Genomic DNA, 13,099 nt, shown 5'->3' on the forward strand with positions numbered 1-13,099 from the left:
GGGATCGTCACCGTGAGGTCCTCGGCCACCGGGGAGGCCGGGGGCGGGGTGACGGCGGCCATGGCCTGGGTGACCACGCCGGCCGGCTCCTCGGTGTCGTTGACGTTGGTGTGGTCGACGACCTCGCGGCGGGAGATCTTCCAGATCGCGGCGCTGGAGGCCACCAGGAACACGGCGACGGCGGCGGTGCCCCAGGCGCCGAGGCGCGTCACGGCCTCCGCACCGGCTCCGACCAGGGCGGCGGCCGGCAGCGTGAGACCCCAGGCGACGAACATGCGGGTCGCGGTGGACCAGCGGACGACGCCGCCCTTGCGGCCCAGGCCCGCACCCATCACCGAGCCGGAGACGACGTGCGTGGTGGAGAGGGAGAAGCCGAGGTGGGAGGAGGCCAGAATGGCGGTGGCCGCGCTGGTCTGGGCGGCGAAGCCCTGCTGCGGCTGGAGGTCGGTCAGGCCCTTGCCCATGGTGCGGATGATGCGCCAGCCGCCGAGGTAGGTGCCGATCGCGATGGCGAGGCCCGCGGAGACGATGACCCAGACGGGAGGGTTGGAGCCGGGGGCGAGGGCGCCGCCGGTGATCAGGGCGAGGGTGATGATGCCCATGGTCTTCTGCGCGTCGTTGGTGCCGTGGGCCAGCGAGACCAGGCCCGCGGAGGCGATCTGGCCGAAGCGGTGACCCTTCTCGGCCGCCTTGCCGTCCGACTTCCTGCCGAGGCTGTACGTCAGCCGGGTCGAGACGAGGGCGGCGATGCCCGCGACGAGCGGGGCGGCGACCGCCGGGATGAGCACCTTGGTGATCAGGACGCCGCCGTGCACCGCGCTGAAGCCGGCCGAGGCGATGGTGGCGCCGATCAGGCCGCCCATGAGGGCGTGCGAGGAGCTGGAGGGGAGGCCGACCAGCCAGGTCAGCAGGTTCCAGAGGATCGCGCCCACCAGGGCGGCGAAGATGACCTCGGGACGAATGCCGCTCTCGTCGACGAGACCTTTGGAGATCGTGTTGGCGACCTCCACGGAGAGGAAAGCGCCCACCAGGTTGAGCACGGCGGACATGGCCACCGCGACCTTGGGCTTGAGTGCGCCGGTGGAGATGGTGGTGGCCATCGCGTTGGCGGTGTCGTGGAAACCGTTCGTGAAATCGAACGCGAGTGCGGTGATCACCACAATCGCGAGGATCAGCGAGAAGCTTTCCATTTACCTGGCAATCGTTCGAGCGTCATTGGCGCGTTGAACTTAGGTAATCCGGGTGAACAGAAGATGAACTGGGGCGGTCGTCAGGATGTCCGTTCCTGTGATCCGTCAGGGAGATACCGGTCACTTCCGGTGCGTGTCCTGACAGGATCGGGTCATGACGGAGCAGCGGCGGGAACGAGAAGACGTACAGGGGCACGCCGAGGGCGCGCGGAGTGCGGCGGAGGTGGCCGGCGCGTGGGAGGCGCTCGTCGCGGCGGCCCGCCGCACGGTGTCCGACGGGCTGGTCGTCGGCACCTCCGGCAACGTCTCCGTACGCGTGGGCGACACCGTACTGGTCACCCCCTCCGGTGTCCCCTACGACCGGCTCACCCCCGACGACGTGACCGGCGTCGACCTGGCGGGACGGCAGGTGCTCGGCACACTGGTGCCGACCAGCGAGCTGCCCATGCACCTCGCCGTCTACCGCACCACCGACGCCCGCGCCGTCGTCCACACCCACGCCGTGCACGCGACGGCCGTCTCCACGCTCGTCACCGAGCTGCCGCCGATCCACTACATGACCGGCGCGCTCGGCGGACCCGTCCGGGTCGCCCCGTACGCGACGTACGGCACCGAGGAGCTGGCCCGGAACATGCTGCGCGTGCTCGACGGCCGCACCGGCTGCCTGCTGCGCAACCACGGCACGGTCACCTACGGCACCACCCTCGACCAGGCCTACGACCGCACCGCCCAGCTGGAGTGGATGTGCCGCCTGTGGCTGACGGCGTCGTCCGTGCCCGGCCTGACCCCGTCCCTGCTGATGCCGGAGCAACTGGCGCGGGCGGAGGAGCGGCTGCGGGGGTACGGGCAGCCGGGGCGGTAGCGGCCCGTGCGGGCGGCGCAGGGGTGAACACCGCTCTCCGGTGGAACTCGCAGGGACATGTCACCCCGACCCTTCCCCCCACTGGCCCGCGGCCGGATACGCCACGACACTGGTCCCGTGCGCACAGTCACAGCGACGGCCGCGGCCGTCACCGCAGTCCTGGCGGCGGCCGGCGCGACGAGCGTCGCCGCCACGGCCCCTGCTTCGTTCTCGGCGAGAACGTCGTAACGGCCGGCCCGCGGAGCGTCGGACGACGCGGCGCGGGCCGACCGATGATCGGTGAAACCGCAGGTCAGCCCACCTTGCGGAACAGCCCCTCCTGCACCACGGACACGATCAGTTGCCCCTCGAGGTTGTAGATGCGGCCCCGGGCAAGGCCCCGGCCGCCTGTCGCGATCGGCGACTCCTGGTCGTACAGGAACCACTCGTCCGCCCGGAACGGCCGGTGGAACCACATGGCGTGGTCCAGCGAGGCCATGTCGAATCCCCGCGGCCCCCACAGCGGCTCGACCGGGATGCGTACGGCGTCGAGCAGGGTCATGTCACTGGCGTAGGTCAGCGCGCAAGTGTGCACGAGCGGGTCGTCGCCGAGCGGCCCGACCGCGCGCATCCACACGGCGCTGCGCGGCTCGGCACCCTTGACGTCCTCGGCGCTCCAGCGCAGCCGGTCCGCATACCGGATGTCGAACGGCTGGCGGCGCGCCATGCGCTCCAACTGCTCGGGCAGCTCGCCCAGATGTGCCCGGATCTCCTCCGCGACCGTCGGCAGGGACTCCGGGTCCGGAACCTCGCGGGCCGGCGGCAGCTGGTGCTCGAAGCTCCCTTGTTCGGGCTTGTGGAAGGAGGCGGTCAGATTGAAGATCGTGCGGCCCTGCTGCACGGCGGTGACCCGGCGGGTGGTGAAGGACCGCCCGTCGCGCACCCGCTCCACCTGGTACACGATCGGCACCCCCGGCCGGCCCGGGCGCAGGAAGTACGCGTGCAGCGAGTGCACCGGGCGCTCGCCGTCCGTGGTGCGTCCGGCGGCGACCAGCGCCTGCCCGGCCACCTGGCCGCCGAAGACCCGCTGCAGGGACTCCTGCGGGCTGCGGCCACGGAAGATGTCGACCTCGATCCGTTCCAGGTCGAGCAGGTCGACGAGCCTTTCGGCCGGGTTCGTCATGTCCGCCATGTCCGCCATGTATGGGTTTCTCCTGCACTCACAGCTGACCGACGTCGGTCACGCGGACGACCGCGCGGCCCTCGGCGTCGGAGGCGGCCAGGTCGACCTCCGCGCTGATGCCCCAGTCGTGGTCGCCGCCTGGATCGTCGAAGATCTGCCGCACTCGCCACAGACCGTTCTGCGGCTCCTCCTTGATCAGCAGCAGCTTCGGGCCGCGGGCGTCGGGACCGGTGCCCAGGTCCTCGTACTCCTCCCAGTACTTGTCCATCGCCTCACCCCACGCCTCGGCGTCCCACCCCGACTCGGCATCCATCTCGCCCAGCTCCTCGACCTGGTCCAGGGCGGCGAGCTCGACACGGCGGAACATGGCGTTGCGGACCAGGACGCGGAAGGCACGGGCGTTGGTGGTGACCGGCTTGACCTGGTCGGCCTTCTCCTGTGCCTCCTCGGCGGTCATCTCCTCCGGGTTGGCCAGCTGCTCCCACTCGTCCAGCAGGCTGGAGTCGACCTGGCGCACCATCTCGCCCAGCCAGGCGATCAGGTCCTGCAGGTCCTCGGACTTCAGGTCGTCCGGGACCGTGTGCTCCAGCGCCTTGTACGCGCTGGCCAGGTAGCGCAGCACGATGCCCTCGGTGCGGGCGAGCTCGTAGAAGGAGACCAACTCGGTGAACGACAGCGCCCGTTCGTACATGTCGCGGATCACGGACTTCGGCGACAGCGGGTGGTCGCCGACCCAGGGGTGGCTCTTGCGGTAGGTGTTGTAGGCGTGGAAGAGCAGCTCTTCCAGGGGCTTGGGGTAGGTGATGTCCTGGAGGCGCTCCATGCGCTCCTCGTACTCGACCCCGTCCGCCTTCATGGCCGCCACGGCCTCGCCCCGCGCCTTGTTCTGCTGGGCGACGAGAATCTGCCGCGGGTCGTCCAGCGTGGACTCCACGACGGAGACCATGTCCAGCGCGTAGGACGGCGACTCGGGGTCCAGCAGCTCGAACGCGGCCAGCGCGAAGGTGGACAGCGGCTGGTTGAGCGCGAAGTCCTGCTGAAGGTCGACCGTGAGGCGCACGATACGGCCCTCGGCGTCCGGCTGGTCGAGCTTCTCGACGATGCCGCCGTCCAGCAGCGAGCGGTAGATGGCGATGGCCCGCCGGATGTGCCGCAGCTGCTGCTTGCGCGGCTCGTGGTTGTCCTCCAGCAGGTGCCGCATCGCCTCGAAGGCGTTGCCGGGACGGGCGATCACCGACAGCAGCATCGTGTGCGTCACACGGAAACGGGAGGTCAGCGGCTCCGGCTCGGAGACGATGAGTTTGTCGAAGGTGTTGTCCGTCCAGCCGACGAAGCCCTCAGGTGCCTTCTTGCGGACGACTTTCCGGCGCTTCTTGGGATCGTCGCCGGCCTTGGCGAGCGCCTTCTCGTTCTCGATGACGTGCTCGGGCGCCTGCGCGACGACGAAGCCCTCCGTGTCGAAGCCGGCACGTCCGGCGCGGCCGGCGATCTGGTGGAACTCACGGGCCCGCAGCGTGCGCACGCGGCTGCCGTCGTACTTGGTCAGCGCCGTGAACAGCACTGTACGGATCGGCACATTGACGCCCACGCCGAGCGTGTCCGTGCCGCAGATCACCTTCAGCAGACCGGCCTGCGCCAGCTTCTCCACCAGCCGCCGGTACTTGGGCAGCATGCCGGCGTGGTGCACGCCGATGCCGTGCCGGACGTAGCGGGAGAGGTTGCGGCCGAACCTGGTGGTGAAGCGGAAGTTGCCGATCAGATCGGCGATCTGCTCCTTCTCCTCGCGCGAGCACATGTTGATGCTCATCAGCGCCTGCGCCCGCTCCACGGCCTGGGCCTGGGTGAAGTGCACGATGTACACGGGAGCCTGGCGTGTCTGGAGGAGGTCGGTGAGCGTCTCGGTGAGCGGCGTGCGCCGGTACTCGTAGGACAACGGTACCGGGCGGGTGGCCGAGCGGACCACCGCGGTGGGGCGGCCGGTGCGGCGGGTCAGGTCCTTCTCGAAGAAGGAGACGTCGCCGAGCGTGGCCGACATCAGCACGAACTGCGCCTGCGGCAACTCCAGCAGCGGGATCTGCCAGGCCCAGCCGCGGTCGGGCTCCGCGTAGAAGTGGAACTCGTCCATGACGACCTGGCCGACATCGGCGTTCTTGCCGTCGCGCAGCGCGATCGAGGCCAGCACCTCGGCCGTGCAGCAGATGACGGGCGCGTCGGCGTTCACGGAGGCGTCGCCGGTGAGCATGCCGACGTTCTCGGTGCCGAACAGCTTGCACAGCTCGAAGAACTTCTCCGACACCAGCGCTTTGATCGGTGCCGTGTAGAAGGTGACCTCGTCTCTGGCCAGCGCGGCGAAGTGTGCGCCGGCGGCGATCATGCTCTTGCCGGAGCCGGTGGGCGTGGAGACGATCACGTTCGCCCCGGAAACCACTTCGATCAGCGCTTCCTCCTGGTGGGGGTAGAGCGTGAGACCGCGATCCTGGGCCCAGGACTCGAAGGCTTCGTACAGGGCGTCGGGGTCGGCGGTCGGCGGGAGCTGATCGATGAGGGTCACCCACCCATCTTGCCTGGCCCTCCGGCCGAGGTGGGAATCGGCTGCCGATCCGAAGATCACGACCGCTACGCTGTGTCGCCGACGGAACATCGGCGCACCGGGACAACTGGACGGCGCAGCAACAGGAATGGGGCGGGCAACGGCCATGATGGGACCAGCACACTCACTGTCGGGCGCCGCGGCCTGGCTGGGCGTGGGGGCCGCGGCCGCCGCGGCCGGACGCCCCATGCCCTGGCCGGTCCTGCTGGTCGGTGCGCTGGTCTGCGCCGGGGCCGCCCTGGCCCCGGACCTGGACCACAAGGCCGCGACCATCTCGCGCGCCTTCGGACCGATCTCGTACCGGCTGTGCGAGATCGTCGAGAAGCTGTCCCACGCCGTCTACAAGGCGACGCGCATGAAGGGCGACCCGCGCCGCTCCGGCGGGCACCGGACGCTGACGCACACCTGGGTGTGGGCGGTGCTGATCGGGACGGGCACCTCCGTCCTGGCGATCACCGGTGGCCGCTGGGCGGTGCTGGCGATTCTCTTCGTGCACATGGTGCTGGCCATCGAGGGCCTGTTGTGGCGGGCGGCCCGCGGCTCCAGCAGCGACATCCTGGTGTGGCTGCTGGCCGCGACCAGTGCCTGGATCCTCGCGGACGTGCTCGACCAGCCGGGCAACGGCTCGAACTGGCTGTTCACCGCCGCGGGCCAGGAGTACCTGTGGCTCGGCCTGCCGATCGTGCTGGGCGCGCTGGTGCACGACATCGGGGACGCGCTGACCGTCTCCGGCTGTCCGATCCTGTGGCCGATACCGGTGGGCCGCAGGCGCTGGTACCCTGTCGGCCCGCCGAAGGCGATGCGGTTCCGGGCGGGCAGCTGGGTCGAGCTCAAGGTGCTGATGCCGGCGTTCATGGTGCTCGGCGGGGTAGGCTGCGCGGCCGCGCTGAACTTCATCTGAGGGACCGCTCGGTACTTCGTCCGGGGGGAGGCGCGGCCTCGCGCGGCTCAGTCGCCGCCCGTGCCCTGTCCGCCGCCGTAGCGCCGCTCGAACCGGGCGACGCGGCCCTCGGAGTCCACCGTGCGGGCCTTGCCGGTGTAGAACGGGTGGCTCTCCGAGGAGATCTCCACGTCCACGACCGGGTAGGTCTCGCCGTCGTCCCACTCGATGGTCTGCTCGCTGGTGGCGGTGGACCGGGTGAGAAAGGCGTAGCCGGCGGAACGGTCGCGGAAGACGACGGGGTGGTAGTCGGGATGCTTGTCCTGCTGCATGGGAACTCCTCGTGCGGCGGGGGAGGGAGCGGCCGGGGAGAGGGCGACGGCGTGCGGGCGGCCGGGTCAGCTGTGCAGGGTGTCCTCGTCGACGACGTGCATCGCGGCCTCCTCGGCGGAGGCGGCCGCGCCGTCGATGCCCACGTCGGTGGCGATCAGCGCGCTCTCCTCGTCCTCGTGCGCTCCCTCGTCGGGGGCGACGAGGCGGCCGGAGCGGGCGGCGCCGACCTCGTTGTCCAGGAGTTCCCCGTCGGTGCCCTCGCAGTCGCCCATGTCGTCGCCGTCCGGGGCGGCCGGGTCGGGAAGCTCTTCGGCGAGACGCTGTTCCAGGGTCTCGCCCTGCCGGCGCTCGGCCGCGGTCACACCGGTGTGCTCCACCGCCCACGGTCGTTCCGGAGGGGACCAGCCACGGTCCAGGGGGTCGTCGACACCGTCGTACTCCAGCGTGTCCTCCGAGTCGAGCACTCCCGTGTCTTCCTTGACCTCGGAGTCGGCATCGGGCTGGTAGACGTCGTCTCCCCATCCGTCGGCGTTGTCCACAGGTACCTCCAGGGGGTGGGAACGGGCCCGTTCTCACCGCGGCCGGCAGGCGGCTGCCGGTGCGCGGGGCACAGCCGTCACCCGGCGCGAACCGGACGGTTCCCGGGCGCTCCCCGAGCCGTTGCCGCCTTCCAGCCTTCCACCCCTGTTCGTCCCCGCGCAACGGCACGACACCAGCCTCCGTCCTGCAGGCCGTGGCCCGTACCCCCGTCCCCGGGGACCGCCTCCCTGTACGGCGACGGCCGTGCCACGGAGCGCTGTCGTTCCGGGCGCCGGCCCGCGCCCCGGCCGGGCAGTCGGCGGGCCGCCCTCGTCCGCTCACCCGTGCCAGGACCGCCACAGCGCCGCGTATGCGCCGTCCGCGGCGACCAGGTCGTCGTGGGTGCCCAGCTCGCTGATGCGGCCGTTCTCGACCACGGCGATGACGTCCGCGTCGTGGGCCGTGTGGAGCCGGTGGGCGATGGCGACGACCGTGCGGCCGTCCAGGACGCGGGCCAGGGACCGCTCCAGGTGCCGGGCCGCACGTGGGTCGAGGAGCGAGGTCGCCTCGTCCAGGACCAGCGTGTGCGGATCGGCCAGGACCAGCCGGGCCAGGGCGATCTGCTGGGCCTGGGCCGGGGTGAGGGCGAGGCCGCCCGAGCCGACCTCGGTGTCCAGGCCGCCCTCCAGGGCACGTGCCCAGCCGTCGGCGTCGACCGCGCCGAGCGCCGCCCACAGTTCGGCGTCGACGGCGTCGGCGCGGGCGAGCAGCAGGTTGTCGCGCAGGGAGCCCACGAAGACGTGGTGCTCCTGGTTGACCAGGGCGACGTGGGTGCGGACGCGTTCGGCGGGCATCCGGGAGAGCTCGGCGCCACCGAGGGCGACCCGGCCCTCCCGCGGCGCGTAGATCCCGGCGAGCAGCCGGCCCAGTGTGGACTTGCCGGCGCCCGAGGGGCCGACCAGGGCCAGCCGGGTGCCCGGGGCGACCTTCAGGGACACCTCGCGCAGCACGTCGACCCCCTCCCGGTAGCCGAAGTGCACCCGGTCCGCGTGCACGTCCCGGCCGGTAGGGGTCAGCGAGGCGTCCCCGGCGTCCGGTCCGATGTCGCGGACGCCGACGAGCCGGGCCAGCGACACCTGTGCCACCTGCAACTCGTCGTACCAGCGCAGGATCAGCCCCACCGGGTCGACGAGCATCTGCGCGATGAGCGCGCCCGTGGTCAGCTGTCCGACCCCGATCCAGCCCCGCAGGACGAACACGCCGCCGACCATCAGCACGGAGGCGAGCACGGTCACATGGGTGATGTTGATGACCGGGAAGAGCACCGACCGCAGCCAGAGCGTGTAGCGCTCCCATGCCGTCCACTGCCTGATCCGGAGTTCCGACAGGGCGACGCGGCGCTCGCCCAGGCGGTGCGCCTCCACGGTGCGCCCGGCGTCGACGGTCTCGGTGAGCGCGGCGGCCACGGCGGCGTAGCCCGCGGCCTCCGAGCGGTAGGCGGACGGCGCCCGCCGGAAGTACCAGCGACAGCCGATCAGCAGCAGCGGCAGGGCCAGCAGCACGGCAGCGGCGAGCGGCGGCGCGGTGAGGACCAGACCGCCGAGCAGCAGTGCCACCCACACCACTCCGATCGCCAGCTGCGGCACGGCTTCGCGCATCGCGTTGGCGAGCCGGTCGATGTCGGTGGTGATGCGGGAGAGCAGGTCGCCGGTGCCCGCCCGCTCCAGTACGCCCGGCGGCAGCCCGACCGACCGGACGAGGAAGTCCTCGCGCAGGTCGGCCAGCATCCGCTCGCCCAGCATCGCTCCGCGCAGCCGCACTTCCCGTACGAACACGGCCTGGACGAGCAGCGCCAGCACGAACAGCCCCGCGGTCAGGGGCAGACGCAACTCCCGGGTGCCGTGCGACACCCGCTCGACCAGGCCACCCAGCAGCCAGGGGCTGGCCATGGAGGCGAGCACGGCCACCGTGTTGACGGTGACGAGCAGCAGGAAGGCGCCGCGGTGCCGGCGCAGCAGCTCGGTCACGTAGGCGCGGACGGTCGCGGCGGAGCCGACGGGCAGGGTGCCGGCCGTCGCCGGGGCCGCCGGGTCGTACGCCGGGGGTGCCACGCCGATCATGCGGTCTCCTCCATCCTTTCCCTCTCTTCCTTGGCGCCCCGCAGGACCGCCTCGTCGGCCGGCGGACCGGCCGGTGCGGTCCCCGGCCCGCCGGCGCCCCGGATCATGTCGTGCACGGCGAGCTCCTCGTCCGTCTCCCGGGTCACCACCGCGCGGTACCGGGGTTCGGTGCGCACCAGGTCGCGGTGCGCACCGACCGCGGCGACCGTGCCCTCGTGGACCAGCACCACCCGGTCGGCACGGTCCAGCAGCAACGGCGAGGAGGTGAACACCACCGTGGTGCGGCCGGTCCGCAGGTTCCGCAGGCCCTGCGCGATCCGCGCCTCGGTGTGCGAGTCGACGGCGGAGGTCGGCTCGTCCAGGACCAGCACCTCCGGGTCGGTGATCAGCGACCGGGCCAGAGCCAGACGCTGGCGCTGGCCGCCGGAGAGGGACCGGCCGCGCTCGGTGACACGGACGTCCATCGGATCCCCGGCGGCAGGCGACGCCTGCGCGAGTGCCTCCAGGACGTCGCCGCACTGGGCGGCGGCGAGCGCCTCCCCGGCGGAGACGTTCCCCGAGGCGGGCACGTCGAGCAGTTCGCGCAGCGAACCGGAGAGCAGTACCGGGTCCTTGCCCTGGACCAGGACGGCCGTGCGGGCGGAGTCGAGCGGCAGTTCGTCGAGCGGTACGCCGGCCAGCAGTACCGGCGTACCCGGCTCGGTGGGGTGGCCGCCGAGCCGTTCGGCCAGCCGGCCCGCCGCGTCCGGGTCGCCGCAGACCACGGCGGTCAGGAGTCCGGCGGGCGCGCGCAGCCCGGTCGCCGGGTCGTACAGGTCGCCCGACGGCGCGCCGGCCGCCCGTGTCCCGGTTCCGTCGGTGGTCCGTTCCAGGGAGAGCACCCGGGCGGCCCGCCCGGCCGACGGGCGGGAGAAGGAGTACGCCATGGCGATCTCCTCGAAGTGCCGCAAGGGATAGGTGAGCATCATGACGGAGCTGTAGACGGTGACGAGTTCACCCACGGTGATCCGGCCGGTGCGGGCCAGGTGGACGCCGTACCAGACGACCGCGATCAGCAGCAGGCCCGGCAGCAGTACCTGGATCGCGGAGATCAGGGACCACATGCGGGCGCTGCGGACGGCCGCGTGCCGCACTTCCTGGGAGGCGCGGTGGTAGCGGTCGAGGAACAGCTCCTCGCCGCCGATGCCGCGCAGCACCCGCAGTCCGGCGACGGTGTCCGAGGCCAGTTCGGTGGCGCGGCCCGCCTTCTCGCGCTGCACGTCGGCGCGCCGGGTCGCGCGCGGAAGCAGCGGCAGCACCGCGAGCGCCAGCGCGGGCAGGCCCACGACGACGACCACGCCGAGCGCCGGCTGGTACACGAGCAGGGCGGTACAGACCAGCACCACGGTGACCGCGGCCGCGGTGAACCGGGACACGGCCTCCACGAACCAGCCGATCTTCTCGACGTCTCCGGTGGAGACGGCGACCACCTCGCCCGCGGCCACCCGCCGGGTCAGCGCGGAGCCCAGCTCGGCGGCCTTGCGGGCGAGCAGTTGCTGGACGCGGGCGGCCGCGGTGATCCAGTTGGTGACCGCGGCGCGGTGCAGGAAGGTGTCGCCGAGCGCGTTGCCGGCGCAGGCCAGCGCCAGCAGCCCACCGGTCAGGGCGAGCCGGGAGCCCGAGCGGTCGACGACCGCCTGGACGGCGAGGCCGACGCAGAACGGCAGAGCGGCGACCGAGGCGAAGTGCAGCAGCCCCCAGGCCAGCGCTCTCGACTGCCCGCCCAGTTGGTTCCGTCCCAGCCACCACAGGAGTCGGGGACCCGAGCGGGCGTCCGGCACACCGGGGTCGGGATACGGAAGGTCTTGAATCTGCATGAGGTCCCAGTGGCTCGTGTCAGGGCGGAGCAGTTGCCGCCGGCCGGCGGACAGACCGTGACAGGGTCGCGTCGTCAAGTAGTCGAAAGCAAGCGGTTTTCCTTCCGCGCGCCGTGGAGCGCGGGCCGGCGCCGGAGAAGCCGAATGCTCCAATAGGAAGGAAGTAAGGCTGTTTGGGCCAATTCGAGTAGATCACCCGGCGTGTCGTGGCGACGATGGGAGACATGCAGAGTGGCGGCACAAAACATGCGATGGCCGCTGCGGCGGCCTGCGGTTTCCTTCTGGCGGCAGTGGCCGCGTGCGGCGGGACCCAGACGGAGGTCCACCGCCGCGAGGGCCCCAGACCCGGCGGGCCGTCAGGGACCGCCCGGCCCGGCCTTCCCGGGGCCCCGTCCCGGATATCGGGCATCGGAGAACGGCTGTGGCAGCGGATCCCCCTCGGTACACGGCAAGTTGTGGTGGTCTACGGCGACCACAGGGACTCCCCGGACTCGACACTGGTGCTGTATCAAAAACGCGGCACCCTGTGGCAGCAGTCGGGCAGTTGGCCGTCGCACAACGGCAAGCAGGGCTGGACCACGAACCATCGGGAAGGCGACGAGCGCAGCCCCGTCGGGGTGTTCACGCTCTCCGACGCCGGCGGATTCCTCGAGGACCCGGGCACCAGGTTCCCTTACACCCAGGACGACGAGACCTTCATCTCCCCCTACTACTGGGACGAGGCGCACTGGCACGACTTCGACTACGTCATCGCCATCGACTACAACCGCCTGCGCGGCACGCGCCCGGACGACCCGACCCGCCCCCTGGGGCAGTCCAAGGGCGGCGGGATCTGGCTCCACGTGGACCACGAGGACGGCACGTTGGGCTGCGTCAGCGTCCCGGAGTCCGCGATGGAATACCTGCTGCGCACGCTCGACCCGAAGGACAAGCCCGTCATCGTGATGGGCGACAGGGCCCACTTGCGGCTGTAGAGCGGCCCCATGGGACCGGCGGTACGGCCGGCGGGAAGAGCCGCGGTGACGCGCTCCCGTCACACTGGCTGCCCATGCGCCGAGCTCTCGGCCGGCGGTGTTCGCGTCCCCACCGCGCACGTTTCAGTGGCGTCGGCGACGCCCCTGCGTGGGCACCGTGCCCACCAGTGTGTCCAGCAGTTCGCCGAGCGCCTCGCGCTGTTCCTCCGTCAGGGGTTCCAGGATCTCCTCCGCGGCGGCCCGGCGCGCGCCGTGCAGTACACGCAGCGCCCCGCGCCCTTCGGTGGTGAGCTCGATCCGGATGACCCGGCGGTTGGCCGGGTCGGGGACCCGGCGCACCTTGCCACTCGCCTCCAGTCCGTCCACGAGCGTGGTCACCGCGCGCGGCACGACCTCCAGGGACTCGGCGAGATCCGCCATGCGGGGCGGCTCGCCGAAGTGTGCCAGGGTGCGCAGCAGCCGGGACTGGGCCGGCGTGATGCCCAGGGCGTGCTGTTCCAGGTGGCGCTTCTGGATGCGGTGCACCCGGCGGGTGAGCCGCAGCAACTGCTCGGCGAGCAGGCCGTCGGGGTCGGGGGAGCTCATGCGGGCACCATATCAGGATCTTGTTCAT

At 71.7% G+C, this 13,099-nt stretch carries 11 protein-coding genes; 3 read left to right on the plus strand and 8 right to left on the minus strand.

Annotation, left to right across the window (positions count from 1 at the left end; translation table 11 throughout):
- A partial coding sequence (locus tag C1I97_RS04730; RefSeq protein ID WP_111001961.1) for an inorganic phosphate transporter occupies nt 1-1,190 on the minus strand: 1,190 nt, incomplete at its 3' end.
- 154 nt (nt 1,191-1,344) lie between these two features.
- Here C1I97_RS04730 and C1I97_RS04735 point away from each other — a divergent pair.
- Nucleotides 1,345-2,052, plus strand: a complete 708-nt coding sequence (locus tag C1I97_RS04735; RefSeq protein ID WP_111001962.1) for a class II aldolase/adducin family protein — start codon at nt 1,345-1,347, stop codon at nt 2,050-2,052.
- A 292-nt stretch (nt 2,053-2,344) separates the two neighbouring features.
- Here C1I97_RS04735 and C1I97_RS04740 read toward each other — a convergent pair whose 3' ends face one another.
- Both C1I97_RS04740 and C1I97_RS04745 read right to left on the minus strand, forming a co-directional pair.
- Nucleotides 2,345-3,214, minus strand: coding sequence for an acyl-CoA thioesterase (locus C1I97_RS04740; RefSeq protein WP_111001983.1), 870 nt, complete (start codon nt 3,212-3,214; stop codon nt 2,345-2,347).
- A gap of 37 nt (nt 3,215-3,251) precedes the next feature.
- A complete protein-coding gene (locus tag C1I97_RS04745; protein WP_181446566.1) occupies nt 3,252-5,765 on the minus strand; it encodes a DEAD/DEAH box helicase in 2,514 nt (837 codons plus the stop codon).
- A gap of 145 nt (nt 5,766-5,910) precedes the next feature.
- On the opposite strand from C1I97_RS04745, the gene C1I97_RS04750 reads away from it, so the two are divergent.
- Nucleotides 5,911-6,705 (plus strand): metal-dependent hydrolase, encoded by a 795-nt coding sequence (locus C1I97_RS04750; protein WP_111001963.1) that lies wholly within the window; start codon nt 5,911-5,913, stop codon nt 6,703-6,705.
- A gap of 47 nt (nt 6,706-6,752) precedes the next feature.
- Here C1I97_RS04750 and C1I97_RS04755 read toward each other — a convergent pair whose 3' ends face one another.
- The 4 genes from C1I97_RS04755 to C1I97_RS04770 form a co-directional block, all read right to left on the minus strand.
- Nucleotides 6,753-7,016 (minus strand): type B 50S ribosomal protein L31, encoded by a 264-nt coding sequence (locus C1I97_RS04755; RefSeq protein WP_111001964.1) that lies wholly within the window; start codon nt 7,014-7,016, stop codon nt 6,753-6,755.
- Between the two features lie 66 nt (nt 7,017-7,082).
- On the minus strand, nt 7,083-7,556 hold the full coding sequence (locus tag C1I97_RS04760; protein WP_111001965.1) for a DUF5709 domain-containing protein: 474 nt from the start codon (nt 7,554-7,556) through the stop codon (nt 7,083-7,085).
- A 318-nt stretch (nt 7,557-7,874) separates the two neighbouring features.
- Complete coding sequence (locus tag C1I97_RS04765; RefSeq protein ID WP_111001966.1) at nt 7,875-9,656, minus strand: ABC transporter ATP-binding protein; 1,782 nt, start codon at nt 9,654-9,656, stop codon at nt 7,875-7,877.
- Entirely contained in the window at nt 9,653-11,512 is a 1,860-nt protein-coding gene (locus C1I97_RS04770; RefSeq protein WP_111001967.1) for an ABC transporter transmembrane domain-containing protein, read from the minus strand. Before C1I97_RS04770 ends, C1I97_RS04765 begins: the two co-directional genes overlap by 4 nt.
- A 455-nt stretch (nt 11,513-11,967) precedes the next feature.
- Between C1I97_RS04770 and C1I97_RS04775 the strand changes: the two genes are divergently transcribed.
- A complete protein-coding gene (locus C1I97_RS04775) occupies nt 11,968-12,486 on the plus strand; it encodes a L,D-transpeptidase family protein (RefSeq protein WP_309147775.1) in 519 nt (172 codons plus the stop codon).
- A 123-nt stretch (nt 12,487-12,609) separates the two neighbouring features.
- Here the strand turns inward: C1I97_RS04775 and C1I97_RS04780 are convergent, their stop codons facing one another.
- Nucleotides 12,610-13,071: a MarR family winged helix-turn-helix transcriptional regulator gene (locus tag C1I97_RS04780; RefSeq protein ID WP_111001969.1), complete on the minus strand. Its 462-nt coding sequence runs from the start codon at nt 13,069-13,071 to the stop codon at nt 12,610-12,612.
- Nucleotides 13,072-13,099 lie beyond the last annotated feature (28 nt).

It is taken from the genome of Streptomyces sp. NTH33 (assembly GCF_003236365.1).
Taxonomy (GTDB): domain Bacteria; phylum Actinomycetota; class Actinomycetes; order Streptomycetales; family Streptomycetaceae; genus Streptomyces.